This window comes from Leifsonia sp. Leaf336, from assembly GCF_001423695.1.
Taxonomy (GTDB): domain Bacteria; phylum Actinomycetota; class Actinomycetes; order Actinomycetales; family Microbacteriaceae; genus Leifsonia.
Map to the genome: position 1 here is coordinate 881344 of NZ_LMOZ01000001.1, position 15524 is coordinate 896867.

18 protein-coding genes are annotated in these 15524 nt (G+C 70.2%); 10 read left to right on the forward strand and 8 right to left on the reverse strand.

The window, feature by feature from the left end; genetic code table 11:
• Window positions 1-75: 75 nt before the first annotated feature.
• Window positions 76-1908, reverse strand: coding sequence for a thiamine pyrophosphate-requiring protein (locus tag ASF88_RS04310; RefSeq protein ID WP_055914692.1), 1833 nt, complete (start codon window positions 1906-1908; stop codon window positions 76-78).
• Between the two features lie 205 nt (window positions 1909-2113).
• On the opposite strand from ASF88_RS04310, the gene ASF88_RS04315 reads away from it, so the two are divergent.
• Window positions 2114-3265 carry a S1C family serine protease gene (locus ASF88_RS04315; RefSeq protein ID WP_082518835.1) on the forward strand — a complete coding sequence of 384 codons (1152 nt, stop codon included), beginning with the start codon at window positions 2114-2116 and terminating at the stop codon, window positions 3263-3265.
• Between the two features lie 45 nt (window positions 3266-3310).
• On the opposite strand, the gene ASF88_RS04320 is transcribed toward ASF88_RS04315, so the two are convergent.
• On the reverse strand, window positions 3311-5248 hold the full coding sequence (locus ASF88_RS04320; RefSeq protein ID WP_055914696.1) for a PKD domain-containing protein: 1938 nt from the start codon (window positions 5246-5248) through the stop codon (window positions 3311-3313).
• A 253-nt stretch (window positions 5249-5501) separates the two neighbouring features.
• On the opposite strand from ASF88_RS04320, the gene rox reads away from it, so the two are divergent.
• The 6 genes from rox to ASF88_RS04350 all read left to right on the forward strand — a co-directional run bounded on the left by rox (window position 5502) and on the right by ASF88_RS04350 (window position 10248).
• Window positions 5502-6938 carry a rifampin monooxygenase gene (gene rox / locus ASF88_RS04325; RefSeq protein ID WP_235493270.1) on the forward strand — a complete coding sequence of 479 codons (1437 nt, stop codon included), beginning with the start codon at window positions 5502-5504 and terminating at the stop codon, window positions 6936-6938.
• Between the two features lie 80 nt (window positions 6939-7018).
• Complete coding sequence (locus tag ASF88_RS20645; RefSeq protein ID WP_055914699.1) at window positions 7019-7873, forward strand: tyrosinase family protein; 855 nt, start codon at window positions 7019-7021, stop codon at window positions 7871-7873.
• Between the two features lie 15 nt (window positions 7874-7888).
• The gene (locus tag ASF88_RS04335) at window positions 7889-8344 is read left to right on the forward strand and encodes a hypothetical protein (protein WP_055914701.1); all 456 of its coding nucleotides are present in this window, start codon (window positions 7889-7891) and stop codon (window positions 8342-8344) included.
• A gap of 137 nt (window positions 8345-8481) precedes the next feature.
• Window positions 8482-9054: a hypothetical protein gene (locus tag ASF88_RS04340; protein ID WP_055914703.1), complete on the forward strand. Its 573-nt coding sequence runs from the start codon at window positions 8482-8484 to the stop codon at window positions 9052-9054.
• 59 nt (window positions 9055-9113) lie between these two features.
• The gene (locus tag ASF88_RS04345; RefSeq protein WP_055914705.1) at window positions 9114-9887 is read left to right on the forward strand and encodes an SDR family NAD(P)-dependent oxidoreductase; all 774 of its coding nucleotides are present in this window, start codon (window positions 9114-9116) and stop codon (window positions 9885-9887) included.
• Between the two features lie 19 nt (window positions 9888-9906).
• A complete protein-coding gene (locus ASF88_RS04350; protein WP_055914708.1) occupies window positions 9907-10248 on the forward strand; it encodes a YciI family protein in 342 nt (113 codons plus the stop codon).
• A gap of 37 nt (window positions 10249-10285) precedes the next feature.
• Here ASF88_RS04350 and ASF88_RS04355 read toward each other — a convergent pair whose 3' ends face one another.
• Entirely contained in the window at window positions 10286-10678 is a 393-nt protein-coding gene (locus tag ASF88_RS04355) for a hypothetical protein (protein ID WP_055914711.1), read from the reverse strand.
• Between the two features lie 279 nt (window positions 10679-10957).
• Between ASF88_RS04355 and ASF88_RS21045 the strand changes: the two genes are divergently transcribed.
• A complete protein-coding gene (locus ASF88_RS21045; RefSeq protein WP_268765635.1) occupies window positions 10958-11089 on the forward strand; it encodes a hypothetical protein in 132 nt (43 codons plus the stop codon).
• On the opposite strand, the gene ASF88_RS04360 is transcribed toward ASF88_RS21045, so the two are convergent.
• Complete coding sequence (locus tag ASF88_RS04360; protein ID WP_055914714.1) at window positions 11080-11334, reverse strand: helix-turn-helix domain-containing protein; 255 nt, start codon at window positions 11332-11334, stop codon at window positions 11080-11082. The two genes, ASF88_RS21045 and ASF88_RS04360, sit on opposite strands and share 10 nt — an antisense overlap.
• A gap of 86 nt (window positions 11335-11420) precedes the next feature.
• Here ASF88_RS04360 and ASF88_RS04365 point away from each other — a divergent pair, with 86 nt between their 5' ends.
• Window positions 11421-11627 (forward strand): cold-shock protein, encoded by a 207-nt coding sequence (locus tag ASF88_RS04365; RefSeq protein ID WP_055914717.1) that lies wholly within the window; start codon window positions 11421-11423, stop codon window positions 11625-11627.
• Between the two features lie 182 nt (window positions 11628-11809).
• Here ASF88_RS04365 and ASF88_RS04370 read toward each other — a convergent pair whose 3' ends face one another.
• Window positions 11810-12892 (reverse strand): epoxide hydrolase family protein, encoded by a 1083-nt coding sequence (locus ASF88_RS04370; protein WP_055914720.1) that lies wholly within the window; start codon window positions 12890-12892, stop codon window positions 11810-11812.
• 91 nt (window positions 12893-12983) lie between these two features.
• Here ASF88_RS04370 and ASF88_RS04375 point away from each other — a divergent pair, with 91 nt between their 5' ends.
• Window positions 12984-13583 carry a J-domain-containing protein gene (locus ASF88_RS04375; protein WP_055914723.1) on the forward strand — a complete coding sequence of 200 codons (600 nt, stop codon included), beginning with the start codon at window positions 12984-12986 and terminating at the stop codon, window positions 13581-13583.
• A gap of 28 nt (window positions 13584-13611) precedes the next feature.
• On the opposite strand, the gene ASF88_RS04380 is transcribed toward ASF88_RS04375, so the two are convergent.
• Genes ASF88_RS04380 through ASF88_RS04390 form a run of 3 tightly spaced genes read right to left on the reverse strand, consistent with a single transcriptional unit; the run spans window position 13612 to window position 15382 of the window.
• A complete protein-coding gene (locus ASF88_RS04380) occupies window positions 13612-14334 on the reverse strand; it encodes a hypothetical protein (RefSeq protein ID WP_055914725.1) in 723 nt (240 codons plus the stop codon).
• Entirely contained in the window at window positions 14331-14795 is a 465-nt protein-coding gene (locus ASF88_RS04385; protein ID WP_055914728.1) for a DUF6114 domain-containing protein, read from the reverse strand. Before ASF88_RS04385 ends, ASF88_RS04380 begins: the two co-directional genes overlap by 4 nt.
• Window positions 14786-15382 carry a DUF6230 family protein gene (locus ASF88_RS04390; protein WP_055914731.1) on the reverse strand — a complete coding sequence of 199 codons (597 nt, stop codon included), beginning with the start codon at window positions 15380-15382 and terminating at the stop codon, window positions 14786-14788. Before ASF88_RS04390 ends, ASF88_RS04385 begins: the two co-directional genes overlap by 10 nt.
• Between the last annotated feature and the right edge of the window lie 142 nt (window positions 15383-15524).

The window sequence follows — 15524 nt, forward strand, 5'->3', positions numbered from 1 at the left end:
CCTCGACGAAAGTTGTGACTTTCAGTGAAGATTACTCACAATTTGCAGACTATGGGAGCGGTCGCCGCAAAGGGGTCACCTCTCGTCGTCGCCCTTCTCCAGGTGCAGCGCGTCCTTCACCCGTTCGACCCCCTCGGTGATCAGCGAGGTCGCCGAGTCCTTGATCGCCCCGTGACCCTCCGGGTCGCCCTTCAGGAGGGCGAGGCCGGTGTTCTTCGCGAACTCGAGCGTGATGTGCGGCGGCAGCGGCGGCACGTTCTTGCTGGTGTGCGCGTCGATCACCGTTACGCCGGGATGGGCGAGCGCGGCCTCCCACGCCGCCTCGATCTGGTCGTCGGAGGTCACCGTTATGCCCTGGAACCCCAGCAGCTGCGCCCAGCCGGCGTAGTCGACCGACTCGACGTCCTGGGAGGTCGACCAGACCGGGTTCGCGTCCTCGGTGCGCATCTCCCACGAGACCTGGGCGAGGTCGTCGTTGTGGAGCACCAGCACGACGAAGTTCGGGTTCGACCAGCGCGAGAGGTACTTCTTGACGGTGATCAGCTCGTTCATCCCGAGCATCTGGAACGCGCCGTCGCCGATCGTGCAGACCACCGTCCGCTCCGGATAGGCGAACTTCGCTGCCGTCGCGTAAGGCATTGCGGCCAGCATGGTCGCCAACCGGCCGGAGAGATCACCGCGCATCCCGTCGCGCAGCCGGATGTACTGGCCGTACCAGTCCGCGGTCGTGCCCGCGTCGGCGGTGACGATCGCCCCGGCGGGAAGCCGCCTGTTCAGCTCGTGGTAGACACGGCGCGGGTTGACGCCGTCGTCGTAGTGCTGGGCGGCCTGCGCTTCGAGCTCGTCGTCCCAGTTGCGCATGGAGGCCGCCGCCCTCTCCTGCCACGAGAGGTCGTCCTTCGGCGTGAGCAGCGGGATGAGACCGGCGAGCGTCGCCTTCACATCGCCCCAGATGCTCACGTCGGTCGGGTAGCGAAGTCCCAGCTGTTCGGGGCGGAGGTCGACCTGGATCGCCTTCGCCTGACCGGTCTTCGGGAGGAACTGCCCGTACGGGTAGTTGGTGCCGAGCAGCACGAGCGTGTCGCATTCCTGCATCTGGTCGTAGCTCGGCCGGGAGCCGAGGAGGCCGAGCTGCTGGGTGTGGAAGGGGATGTCGCCCGGCACGACCTGCTTGCCGCGGAGCGTCGTCATCACGCCTGCGCCTGCCAGCCGCGCGGCCGCGAGCACCTCCTGCTCCGCTCCGACGGCGCCGTGACCGACGAGGAAGGTGACGCGCTCACCCGCATTGATGAGGTCGGCGGCGGCCCGCAGCTGCTCCATCGGAGGGGCGATCGCGGTCGACGGCGCCACCGCGCTGGAGCGCGAGACCCACATCTCGGCGCCCGGTGCGGCCATCGCCATGCCCTGCACATCGTGCGGCAGGATGACCACGGTCGGCTGCTTGCGCGCGATCGCCGTGCGGAAGGCCGTGTCGATCACGGCCTGCGCCTGCTCGGGAGAGACGATCGTCTGCACGTAGGCTGCGACATCCGAGAACGTCTGCTCGAGCTTGCTCTCCTGCTGGTTGAAGGTGCCGAACGAGTTCAGTCCCTGCTGGCCGACGATGGCGACGACCGGCTGGTTGTCCATCTTCGCGTCGTAGAGGCCGTTCATCAGGTGGAAGCCTCCCGGGCTGGAGGTGGCGATGCAGACACCGACCTCCCCGGTGAACTTGGCGTGCGCCACCGCCATCAGCGCGCAGATCTCCTCGTGCGTCGGCCGGATGTACTCCAGCCCCTCACCGGCGCGCTCGGCCTTGCCGAGCATGCCGTCGAACTCGCCGATCCCGTCGCCGGGGAAGCCGAACACGCGCCGCACGCCCCACTCCCTCAGCCGTGCGATCACGAACTCGCTGACTGTCGTCGCCATGGTCTTTCTCCTTCGTGTGTCGGCGCCGCGTGTCGAGGCCGCGCCGCTCAGGCGAGCGAACGTCCGGAAGCGGGCCTCCACAACCCCTTGCGTCTCGTCGGCGCCCATGCGTGCCCGCCCGACGCGGAGATCATTGCCACCGCGCCCACCCCTGGTGTAGACCGAGGGCGTTGTGGCGCTCAGACCCTTCGACTTGGGGGTGGACATGTCTGAGAGTGAACCGACTCCCGTCCCGGCTACTCCGCCGGCGGCCCCGACGCCGCCCGCGCGGCGCACACGCCGCACCGGCTGGCTCTGGGGCACGCTCGCGGTCGTGGTCGCACTCGTCGCGGGCGGCCTCCTCGGCTGGGGCGTGGGGAGGTCGGGAGCCTCCACCACGTCCGCCCCGGCGTCGACGAGCAGCCAGCAGGTGAGCGCGTGCGACGCGATCACGGTGTCGAACGAAGTGCTGCCGGCGATCGTCACGGTCTCCGCCGTCGGTTCGGCCGGCGGGGGGACCGGGACCGGCGAGATCATCACCGACGACGGCTACATCGTCACCAACAACCACGTGATCTCGGGTGCGGTGGACGGCGGGACGATCGCGGTGCTGTCCTCCGGCGGTGTCGAGTCGCCCGCGCAGCTCGTCGGGCGCGATCCGCGTGCGGATCTCGCGGTGCTGAAGATCTCCGGGTCGAATCTGCCGACAGTGCCATGGGGCGACTCGGCGAAGGTCGTCGTCGGCCAGCCCGTCGTCGCCCTCGGCGCTCCGCTCGGCCTGTCCGGAACGGTGACCTCCGGCATCGTCAGCGCTCTCGGGCGTACCGTCCCGGTGCCCGGCGACAACGGCCAGACCGCGATCCTCGCCAACGCCATCCAGACCGACGCCTCCATCAACCCGGGCAATTCGGGAGGCGCGCTCGTCAACTGCTCCGGCGACCTGATCGGCATCAACTCCGCAATCGCGACCGTGCCGAACGCGGCAGGTCAGGCCGGCGGCGGAAGCGTGGGCATCGGCTTCGCCATCCCGTCCGACTTCGCGCACTCGCTCGTCGACCAGATCATCAAGAACGGGCACGTGACCTACCCGTACTTCGGTCTCTCGATCGCGCCCATCCCGCCGGCGGTGGCGCAACGGCTCAAGGTTGCGGACGGGCTCTACGTCGTCTCCGTCGTGCCCGACGGACCGTCGGCGAAGGCCGGGCTGCAACAGGGCGATGTCATCACCGAGATCAACGGCAAGCCGGCGTCGAACGCCGATACGCTCACCGAGACCGTGATGACGACGAAAGCGGGGGACACCGTCGACGTCACCTACGTGCGCGACGGCAAGACCGCCAAGGCGACCGTGACGCTGGAGAACCCGCCGTCATCGTGATCCCGGCCGCCGTGCTGTGGCCCGCGATTCATTGCCGCCGAGCGGTCAGGGCTTGACCGCGCTGAGGTCGTCGACCGACAGCGTCACCGGCGTGTTCACCACGCCGCCGGAGAGGTAGCCGGTGATCGCCAGTCCGCCTCCGGCCTGCAGGGCGGCTGTCGAGTCGGTCGCCGTCCGCTGCCACGCCGCGGGCTCCGTCGTTCCGTCGAGCCAGACCTTGGTCTGCACGGTCGTCGGACTCGTGCCGGTGATCAGCAGCCGGACGTCGAGCTTCTGACCGGCGGTATAGGTGATCCCGGGGACCGCGACCGACGACTGCACCACGACCTCGTTGCCGCCGTTCTGGTCCACCCGCACGATCTGGATCGTGACCTTGCCGGCCGACGACACGATCACCTTCGACGCGTACGCGCCGGCCGTCGCGATCCGGCGGCCCTGGATGGTCAGGTAGACGTTGCCGGACGACGGCACCTTGTCGAGCGCGACCGAGAGTCGCAGGTCGGTGTCGGTGGAGGTGAAGCCGGGCAGACGGGTCGTCCCTCCCGATCCGGTGGGGAGCTGGATCAGGCCGGCGCTGCCGTTCACCGAGTAGAGGGAGGACGAGCCGGCGGCGGTCCAGGCGCCTCCGGTCGTGGCGGTGCCCCAGCCTCCGGTGACCGAGCGCGAGAAGGTGTCGGCGGCCAGCACGTTCGGCGGTGGCGGTGGCGCGGTCACCGTCGTCGACCGGTTGGCGCTCGCCGTGGCCCCGCCGTCGTCGGTCACCGTCAGCCGGACGGGGTAGGTGCCTGCGGCGGCATACGTGTGACTGATCGTGCTCCCCGCGCCGGTCGTGCCGTCACCGAAGTCCCAGGCGTAGGAGGTCACCGTTCCGTCGGGATCGTTCGAGCCGGTCCCGTCGAAGGAACAGGTGAGGTCGGTGCAGGAGGCGGCGATGACCGCGTTCGGGGGCTGGTTGCCGCCTCCGGTGGGCGGACCGATCGTGAAGGAGTCGCTGAAGCTCGCACCGGCGGCGCGCGCGTAGGAGGCACTGAGCTGGGTCGCGGTCGCTGTGACGTCGATCGACCCGAAAAGCGGGGCCGTGGAGTTGCCGTACGTCGACGCGAAGTAGCCGGCCTCGCTGTCGGCCGGGTTGATGTCGTAGTTGTTGTTGCCTCCCGTGCCGACGGTCGCGAACACCGTGCCCGCTCCCTTGACGAGAGTGTTGTCGGAGTCGGCGACGCACGCCGCGGTGTACGTGCCCGGTGTGATCGAGGGGCAGGAGGCGCTGGTCGCCAGCTGCTTGGTCCGCTGGTAGAGGTGCTCGTGCCCGGTCAGCACCAGGTCGACCCGCTTGGACACCAGGAGGTTCATGATGTCCGCGCCGGGCTCGCACGTGTACTGGCCCATCGAGAGGCACGGCTTGTGCATGCCGACGACGACCCAGGGGATGTTCGCGGCGTGGGCTCCGTCGATCGCGGCGGACGCCCAGTTGTAGTGGTCCGTCCCTGCCGCGTACGTCCACATGCCGTCGGAGAACGGCAGGCCGGGCGAGATCATGATGAACCGGATCAGCGGTGCTCCTTGGGGAACGTCGACGTAGTACTGCCGCCCGTAGGTGCCGACCACTCCGGGGAGCTGGTTCGGCAGGCAGGCCGAGAAGTCGTTGATGTTGCCGTTCTGCCCGTTGCTCTCGTGGTTGCCGGAGACCAGCTCGAACGGGAAGCCGGCGCCGAGGGTCTGCGTGACCAGGTCGCACCACGCCTGCTCCTGCCCGGTCGTCCCGTACGACAGGTCGCCGACCGCCAGGTTCAGGTCGGGGTTCAGCGTCTTGATCCCTGACAGCACCGCCTGCGTGTTGGCGTTGGCCGCATAGTCGCCGACCGCCGTGAAGTGGATGCTGCCCTGCCCGGGCACGATGCCCTCGACGCTCTGGGGGGCCCCGAAGGCGAGGAGGACGGCTGCGGCGGCGATCCCGGCGACCGCGAGGATTCTGTGCTTGGCCATGACAGGTGCTCCCCGGCCCGTTCTGGTCCGGGCCTTGGGCGACAGGGTAGCCCCGCGGGCACGGGGAGGGGGAGTAGAAGATGAGGTCTTCTCGGGAATGTGGGGCGCCGGGCGGTCACGCCGCGGGCGCCTGCATTTCCAGCATACCGGCCGCACCCGGGCTTGCCGCAAGGCCCCCTGCATCGGGGAGAATAGCCGGTCGCGGCCGGAATCACGAGATTCGCCCCCCGGCTGCTGAGAAGGAGAGTGCCGGATGGCGTCACAGGTGTTCGACGTGATCATCAGCGGAGGCGGACCGACGGGGTCCATGCTGGCCGCCGAGCTGCGGCTGCATGATGTCGACGTGCTCGTGCTGGAGCGCGACGAGCGGCCGAGTCCCCTTGCGCGGTCGCTCGGCCTCCACGCGCGCAGCATCGAGATCCTCGACCAGCGCGGACTACTCGACCGGTTCCTGGAGCTCGGGACGCGCTATCCGCAGGTCGGGACGTTCGCCGGCATCGCGGCGCCGCACCCCGTCGACCTGGATTCGGCGCACGCGTACATCCTCGGCATCCCGCAGACGATCACCGACCGGCTGCTGGAGGAGCACGCGGTCGAGCTCGGCGCGCAGCTTCGCCGAGGCGCGGAGGTGGCGGGCTTCGAGCAGGACGACGACGGGGTGAGCGTCGACCTGGTCGACGGCACCCGGCTGCGGTCGCGCTGGCTGGTCGGCTGCGACGGAGGCCGCAGTCTCGTTCGCAGGCAGCTGGGCATCGCGTTCGCCGGCGAGGCGGCGACCACCGAGTGGCTGCTCGGCGAGGTGGAGGTGACGGCGTCGGCGGACGACATCGCCGCGATCTCGGCGGAGGTGAGAAAGACGCATCGCGGATTCGGCATCGGCCCCGCCGCCGGCGGGCTGTACCGCGCGGTCGTGCCCGCAGCGACCGTCGCGGAGGACCGCAGCGTGCCTCCTACGATGGACGAGTTCCGCGCCCGGCTGAGGGCGTACGCCGGCACCGACTTCGGTGCGCACGCCCCCCGCGCCCTCTCGCGCTTCACCGATGCGACCCGGCTCGCCGAACGGTACCGCTCCGGCCGGGTGCTGCTCGCCGGCGACGCGGCCCACGTCCATCCTCCGCTGGGTGGCCAGGGGCTCAACCTCGGCATCCAGGACGCCTTCAACCTCGGCTGGAAGCTGGCCGCCGAGCTCGACGGCTGGGCTCCGGACGGACTGCTCGACACTTACGAGTCGGAGCGGCGGCCGGTCGCCGACGACGTCTTGACGCTCACCCGCGCGCAGAGCGTCCTGATCGCGCCGGAGCCCGGCCCGCAGGCCGTGCGCCGGCTGTTCACCGAGCTGATGGGGTTCGACGACGTGAGCCGGTACCTCGCTGAGCGGATCAGCGGCACCGGCATCCGCTACGAACTCGGCGGCGGATCGGAGCTGGTGGGTAAACGCCTCCGCGACCTGCCGCTCACCGACAGCAGGCTCTACGAGCGGCTGCGCGACGGACGCGGGCTGCTGCTCGATCGCACGGCGAGCCTCAGCGCCGAGGAGTGGGCGGGCCGCGTGGATGCGGTCGTCGATCCCGGTGCGCCGCTCGACGCGCGGGCGGTGCTGCTGCGACCCGACGGCTACGTCGCCTGGGCCGGCGACGACCAGCACGACCTCGAGAACCACCTCACGCGATGGTTCGGGAGGCCGCAGTAGACGAACCGGGTATTGCCAATGCCGCCCGAGGAGGCGAACCCTGGAGGCGACGCGGGCCTCCGCGGGATCGGACGTGCACCATGGCTGTCGGCTTCTCGCCTGCGACGCACGCGGCGTCACCGGTGCGGTGGCGGCGCAACGCGCAGTTCCTCACCCCAGACCAGACCGGTCTGCTGCGGGAGGCCATCACGAAGTCGCTGGCGCTGAGCGACGACCGCGGCTACCAGTACTTCGCGGGCGTCCACGGCCTCCCGATGCCGATCGGCTGCTCGGTCGCGCACGGGACGCCGTACTTCCTGCCCTGGCATCGGGCCTACCTGTATTCGTTCGAGCGGTCGCTGATGGACCTGGTGCCGACGGTCACGTTGCCGTGGTGGGATTGGACGGTCCACACCATCCCCGACATCTACACGGCGGAGAACGCGCCGGACAACCCGCTCGCCAGCGCACCGGTCGACCCGCGGGCGCTGCAGCAGGCGAAGGCCGGCAACCCGCCGGTCGACCTCCCGGCGCAGACGGTGCGGTTCCCCGGGCAGCCCGGGTCGCCGCCGCTGCCGACCGCTCAGGAGGTCGCCGCACTCCTCGACATCACCGACTACCTCGACTTCACGAGCCAGCTCGAGAACCTCCACAACAACGTCCACGTCTGGACCGGGGGCGCGGGCGGCGACATGTACTACATCTACCTCGCCGCGTTCGACCCGATCTTCTGGGCGCATCACGCCATGGTCGACCGGATCTGGCGGCTCTGGCAGCAACGGCACTCCGGCGCGACGCCGCCGGCCGACATCCTCGACGACGCCCTGCCTCCCTTCGGTCTGACGGTGCGGCAGACGCTCAACGTGACGACGCTGGGTTACGACTACGCGGTCACGACCGCCTCCGTCGAGGTCGACTCGGCGCCGGCGGCCGCGCATGCGACCCACGGGCACTGACGACGGAGAAGGATCATGGAACGCTACACCTCACCTCCCCTGACCGTCCCGACCGCGGTGCGGGACTCCCTCTACCGCGCCGATCTGATCTTCTCGGGCATCGACCACTCGGGCGCCTCGTACGAGGCGCGGGTCTTCTTCGACAATGCCGACGCCGGCCTGGACACGCCGCGCGACGACGCCTCCGGCTACGCGGGCTCGTTCACGGTCTTCGGGCATTTCAACTGCGTCGGCGACGAGGGGCACTGCGACCCGCAGTGGAGATACACCGATCCGTTCGACATCCGCGGACGGCATTCTCTGGCTCCCGTCACCAAGGTCGTGATCGTGACCGACGCGGTCCGTCGGCTGACGGCGGGGGAGGTCTCGGTGACCGTCGTCGTCGCTGTCCCCGGCGCCGACGGTGCGCAGACGGCCGATGCGCTCTTCTTCGACCGGCTGCGAATCACGACCTACGACGCGATCGGCTGACCAAGCGCTGGGCCACCCCGAAATGGGGTGGTCGCGCATCGGGCGGCACGCGGTTCCACCGTGACAGGATGTCCAGCGCACCGTCGCCGGAGGGTGCTGCACGATGTCCGGGCCTGCGGCCCGAGGGGGGAACCACCATGACCGATGCCACCGACGACCGGGTGGAGCCCGCACGCGACGACAGGGTGGAGGCGGCGCCCCAGGCGCTGCCGGCCGCCCCGGCACCGGAGCCACTGACGGCGCACGACGCGATGCCGCCGTTCAGCCAGGGCGAACGCGTCGGTCGCGGCATCGCGCTGGCCCTGCTGGTCATCCCGGTGGGTGTCGTGGTCTGGACGGTGATCTGGAACCTCGGCTTCATCGCCTCCATCGTCTCGTGGGGCGTCGCGGTCGGCGCCGTCTGGCTGTATCGGGTGGGGTCGAAAGCGCGCATCACGCGAGCGGCGTTCTGGGGGATCATCGCGATCGTCGTCGTGACGGTCGTCCTCAGCCTGCTCGCCGGAATGTTCACCGACCTGGCCTCGGCGATCGAGGTCCCGCTCCAGGATGCGATCGCCGATCCGAAGGTCTGGGGCGTCTTCGCCGACAACCTCCTCAGCAACGGCGACATGTGGCAGGCCTATCTGCCGCAGGTGCTGCTCGCCCTCGTCTTCGCGTTCCTCGGGTGCTTCACCACGCTGCGGAGGGTGTCGCGCGAGTCGAGGGCGTGACGACGGTTCTGCTGCGTAGGCTCTAGCCGAGGGCGGCGCGCACCCGTTACTGTCGCGCCGTGGACCTTCGACTGACCGGCGCCCGAGCCGTCGTGACCGGTGCCAGCCGCGGGATCGGCCTGGCCGCTGTCCGAGCCTTGCTCGCCGAGGGTGCGACCGTCGTCGGTGTCGCACGCGCGGCCACAGACGAGTCGCGCGAACTGGAGGCCGCCGCCGGGTTCCGGTTCGTCGCGGCCGACCTCTCGGACCCGGCGGCGATCGCCGGTCTGCGCGACACGATCGGGGAGACCGTCGACGTCGTGGTGAACAACGTCGGCTCTGCCCCGCCCCGGCCGGGCGGTTTCGCCTCCATCACCGACGACGACTGGCTGCGGACGTACGAGCTCAACGCTCTCGCGGCGGTGCGGGTCACCCGGTCGCTGCTCGACGCGATCCCGGACGGCGGCGCTATCGTCAACGTGGTCAGCGAGAACGCCATCCTCGCGGATCCGCTGGTGATGGACTACAGCGCGGCGAAGGCGGCGCTGCTCAGCTTCACCAAGTCGCTGTCGAAAGAGCTCGGGTCTCGCGGCATCCGTGTCAACTCCATCAGCCCGGGTCCGGTCGCGACCGCGCTCTGGCTGGGTGCGGGCGGCGTCGCCGAAACCGTCTCCGCGGCCGGAGGCGGCACTCCGGAGGACGTGCGGCACGGCGCGGAGCAGTCGATGGTCACGGGTCGCTTCACCACTCCCGAGGAGGTCGGTGCTCTGGTGGCGATGCTCGCGAGCCCGGTCCTGGGCAATCTGACCGGAGCGGATGTCGTGATCGACGGCGGTCTGCGGCCGACGATGTGAACAGCGAGGGAGTCACGCGATGACGAAGTTCATGATCTCGTTCCCGTCCGGGGCGATGCAGGTGTCGGAGGAGGAGCTGCCCGCCGTGTCCAAGGCCGCGCACTCGGTCATCCGTGAGGCACAGGAGGCCGGCGTCTACGTGTTCGGCGGCGGCGTGAACGAGAGCGCGGGGACGGTGCTGGTGTCCGGGGACGGAACGATCAGGCAGGGCACCTATCCCGAGACCCGCCTGATGGACGGCGGCTTCACCGTTCTCGACCTCCCGACGCGGGACGCGGCGCTGGAGTGGGCGGCGAAGATCGCGACGGTGTGCCGCTGCGCGCAGGAGGTGCGCGAGTTCCAGTACGACCCGGAGGCCTGACGGGCCGACCTGCGGGCGGGCCCCTGCCCGGCCTGCCTCAGCCGGCGAGTGCCGGCGAGTCGAAGTACAGCTCGTCGAAGCAGGCGAGCGCCTCGCCCCAGGTTCCGCCCGCATCCTCGATGGCGCGCGCTTCGTCGAGCGCGGCCATCGTGGCGAACGGCACGGTCAGGCCATGCGCGGCGAGGTCGAGGACCGACTCCACCGGCTGCCCAGGGTCGGCGGTCTCGACCGTGACCAGGTGCGAGTACACGTCCGGCGCCAGCTCCCGGATCGCCTCGCCGATCAGGTCGCCGTGCCCGTCGCCTTCGGCGTCCCAGGTGAAGCGCACGAGGCCGTCGGCGGGGAAGGCATAGCGATGACGTTCCCCGGCGGCGGTCACGGCATGATCGAGGGCGGCACGAACGGCGGCAGGGGCGATGATCTCAGTCATGGGGCTCTCCTTCGTTGCGTCGTCGTCAGCGCGGTTCGGGCCTCAGCTGCCCGCCGGAGTGCAGCGGGTTCCGTGATTCTGGCACGACACGGCTACCCCCAGGAAGGGGTCACTCGCGAATATCAGCAAACTCTGACGCTGCGGCATCGGCGCCTGCTCTCGGTTCTCCCAGAGTGGGATGTGAAGCCGGGAGGCGGACTGGACACCGTGTCGATCGATCCCCGCCCGTTGGACACGGTGTCGATTCGCCGGAATCGTCGACGCGCCTACCATCCTGACATGGCCGCCATCGTCGTCGAGGAAGACCGGACACTCACCGCCCCCGCTGAGGGAGCGAAGACGGGTGTGCTCGGCGGCCTTTCCGGCGGGTTCTGGAGCGACGCCGACGTGGTGATCCTCGGTTACGACTGAACTTCGTCACCGAGCGAGGCCGAGACGCCCTGCAGGAGGTCGCCCGGACGGCACTCGAGCACGGCGGCGAGCTGCACCAGCACGAGCACCGATGGCGTCATGGTGCCGCGCTCGATGCGCCAGAGCGTGTGCTCCTCCAGGCCGGCCCGCCGGGCCAGCTCGTCGATCGCGAACAGCAGCCGCTCGCGGCGTTCGCGGATGTTCCCGCCGATCCGTTCGGCGATCGCGTTGCTCAGGTTCTGCATCGGATGAATGCTAACAAGCCGCCAGAGAGTAGCCTGGCTTTGCCGGCCGTTCGAAGCGGTCGGTGAAGACAACGAAGGAAGACACGATGGCTACAGGCACCGTCAAATGGTTCAACGCAGAGAAGGGGTACGGGTTCATCGCCCCGGATGACGGCAGTGCCGACGTCTTCGCCCACTTCAGCGAGATCCAGTCGCAGGGAGGCTACCGCTCCCTCGACGAGAACCAGAAGGTCGAGTACGACCTGACACAGGGTCCGAAGGGCATGCAGGCGTCCAACATCCGCGCCCTGTGATGTCGGGAGTCGGGCGCCGCCGCGGCTGAAGCCGGGCGGCGCTCGACTCACGAGGAATCGGGCGCCACCCACCGGGAATGCAGTACTGCCGTCCGCCCCCTGCGGTCCGGCCTGCCATCCGGTTGCTTAGTGCACACAGTATTCGGGAGTTGACTTTTGTCAACCGGTCTGGCGCGGGGCTTTCAGCGCACGGTCTCCTCGAGGACGAGGATCGCCGACGCGATCGCCGTCGGGTTCTCCCATGCGGTGAAGTGACCGCCGCGTGACAGCCGCTCGAAAGAGCGGATGTCCGCATAGCTCTTCTCGGCGAGCGACCGCGGGTACGCACCCTCGTGGGTCTGCACGATGATGCTCGCGGGCACCTCGATGATCGGGTGGAGGTCGTCGCCGGCGGGCGACTCGCTGTACGGGCGGAAGCTCGTGCCGATCGACCGGGTGATCCAATAGACCATCACGTTCGTCAGGATGTCGTCCGGATCGAACGACTCCAGGCCGTCGCCCTCGCTCCACGCTGCGATCTTCTCGGCGATCCAGGCGAGCAGGCCGCTCGGTGAGTCGATCAGCGCCGCCGCCAGGGTGTCGGGCCGCGTGCCCTGCTGGTGGGCGTAGCCCGACTCGGCGGCCGAGGCCACGGACGCGAGGAATGCGCGCTCGGCATCGTCGAGCTCCACACCCGGTCGACTGCGGGCCGAGAACGACGCGTGGCTCGCGACGATGCCGGCGACGGCGGGATGCGCTCCGGCGAGCCAGTCGCTCACGCCCGCACCCACGTCCTCCCCGTACGTCAGGTAGCGCTCATAGCCGAGCTCGGTGGTCATCAGGGCGTCCCAGCGGTCGGCGACGGCCTCCGACGAGAACGCGGTCGGCAGCACGCTCGAGAACCCGTAGCCGGGCAGCGACGGCACGACGACGTCGAGCTCGCCGCCCAGGGCGTCGACCAGCGGGAGCATGGAGGCGAACGAGTACGGCCAGCCGTGCGTGACCACGATCGGGAGCCTCCCTGTCGCGCGGCCGCGGGCGACCACCGCGTGCACCTCGCAGCCGTCGACGTCCACGCGCACCTGCTCGAAGCGATTGAGCCGGCCCTCGGCCTCCCGCCAGTCGTAGCGGTCGCGCCAGCGGTCGACGAGGGAGCCGAGCACTTCAGGCGGGATCCCGTTGGACCAGTCGGGCCCGGGCGTCTTCTCGGGCAGGAGGGTCGAGTCGAGCCGGCCGTGGAGGTCGTCGAGGACGTCGTCGGGCACAGCGATGCGGAAGGGCGCCATGCGCCGAACGCTACGCCCGACCGCCGACTTGCGGCCAGAACGTCGAGCCGTGCCACTCGGCCGCGGCTCGGGTTCGACGTAGGCTGGAAGCATGGCCGATGAGCGCTCTCGACCCCTGCCGGATGCCCGGCTCGACGCCGCGCGCTACCGCGTCGATCGCGATGCCCGGGCCCGCGGCGAGGAGGTCGAGGAGACCAACACCGGCCAGCCGACGATGGATCAGCGCGCCCATGTCATCGAGAACGCGATCCAGCAGGCGATCCGCCGGGGCGACTTCGACGACCTCCCCGGAGCGGGCAAGCCGCTGCCCGGATTGTCCGGCACGCACGACCCCGACTGGTGGATCCGCCGCAAGATCGAGCGCGAGCAGCTCACCGGGCTGGGGCCGCCGGCGCTCACGCTGCGCACCGAGCACGGCGAGCTCGACGCGACCCTCGACCGGCTCGGCTCCGAGCGTGCCGTGCGCGAGCACCTCGCCGACTTCAACCGGCGCGTCGTCGACGCCCGCCGGCAGCTGCAGGGCGGCCCGCCGGTCGTCACCCCGACGCGCGATGTCGACGAGGAGGTCGCGCGCTGGGTCGAGCGTCGTGAGGCGCGCCTGCGAGAAGCGGAGGCCGCGCGGCGTGCGGAGGCCGAAGCGCTGGCGGCGCTCAGCCGTCGCGAGCGGCGCCGCCTCCGCAAGTCCCGCTAGCGCGACGTCACCAGGCCATCCCTCGGCGTCACTCCGACAGGTGCTGCTTGGTGTTCGAGTAGGTGATCGAGTCGGCGGTCGTCCCGACCAGGCCGAGCGTCACCCGCAGCAGCTGCGTCGGCAGCCCGTCGTTCGGGGGAGGGGTAGCCGCTCCGAGGGTCAGCGACTTGCCGTCCGGCCCGGTCGCCGTCGCCGAGTCGAGGTAGACCTCCACGTGGCCGCTGAGGGTCATCGTGTCGGCGGTCGTGGACAGAGACGGCCCGGTCTGCTTGCGCACGGTGAGGCTGAAGCCCTGGATCGTGATCGTGTCCGCCGAGATCTTCAGCACCGGGATCCGGCTGCCGTCGGCAAGCGGAACGGTCACCAGGCTGATGCCCTGGAGGCCGGTGAACGACAGCGACTGGCTGCCGAGCTGGGCCGGAGGCTGGGTGAAGACGGGCGCGGAGCCGTCCGCAACGGCCGGGGCGGGCGCCGGCGTCGGCGTGGTGCCGACGCCGGGGACGGTCGGCGTCGGCGCCGGGAGGCCGGGCAGCGGCAGCCCGGGCGCGGGGGAGCCCGACGACGGCGACGGCGAGGGGGTGGGCGTCGGCGAGCTGCACGACGTGAAGATCGGGATGCACAGCGACGCGGGCGCGGCCGTCGTGCGGGCGGTCTGCGCCGGCAGGGGCACCGCACCGATTCCCGCGAGCGCGCCGGCGAGCACCACTGCGGCGACGAGCGCCCCGCCTGCGGCTCTTCTGCCGCGGCTCACGCGCCCCGCTCCTGATCGGGCTCGGGCTCGGGCTCGGGCTCCACGTCGCCTTTCCTCTCGCGCGGCATCCACGCCACCGTGAGCACGCCGCCGATCGAGCTCAGCAGCATTCCGATGAAGAAGCCGCCGAGGTTGACGCCGATGAGCGAGTACACGGCGACCGCGAGGGCGATCACGCCGTAGAAGATCCGGTGCGCGGGCATCGCGATCGCGAGCACGCCGAGCAGCACGAGCAGGATGGGGATGATCGTCGCCTGCAGCCCCTCGATCCCGAGCTGCACGTGGATGCGACCCACGTCGAGCTGGCCGGAGAAGAACATCTCCACGCCGCCGAGCGCCGTCAGCAGGCCGCCGACGAACGGGCGCTGGCGCCGCCACGCGCGGAACCGCTCACGCCGCGTCGGGGCGCTCGCGTCCTCCGCCGCAGTCGCCGCGTGCGCGGCGGGGCGGCTCAGAAGCATCCCTTCGATCCGTCCGTCAGCTGCACGTGCATGCCGGTCAGGGTGAACACAGAGGCCTGGGTGCTCCACGCCGTCTGCTGCAGGTGGCTGATCGTGACCGTGTCGGCGTCCTGGGCGAAGTCGCCCGGCGCACCCTTGGCCGCGGTGTTCACGGTGGAGGCGTCGACGCCGATCCGGATGTTGTGGAACTCGGAGTCGCCCGCCAGGTCGGTCATCCCGATCTGCAGGTCGGAGGCGCTGGCCGGGTTGCCTCCACCGCCGGCGGTGATCAGAATCCCGACCTTGCCGAGCGGGGTGTCGGTGACGACCGACTGGCACAGATCGGCGAGGGTCGCGGACTTGATGTTCGCGATCGCGACCTGGTGCTGCTTGCCCGCGGTGTCGGGGGCGACGCCGGCGTACTGCGAGAATCCGGTGCCATCGAGCTTGGAGGCGCTGATCTGGAACTGGCTTCCGGAGACGGCGAACGAGACGGGCACGGCTCCCTGGGCGACTCCGGTCATCAGCACGGTGGACACCACGGCGACGGGCACGGCGGCGATCACGATGCGTCCGGCCTGCGAGCCGGCGAGCTTGCGGAACTTCATCGATCCTCCTGTTCGGGGGCTTGACAGCGACGGTGCGGTCGTTCCCACAGCGAGACTAGACGCTATTGACGAGTTGTCAATAGTCGGCAGAATGGAGGACGGACCGACCGTTCCGGTCACGCCCCGGCTAGTACGCTCGAGA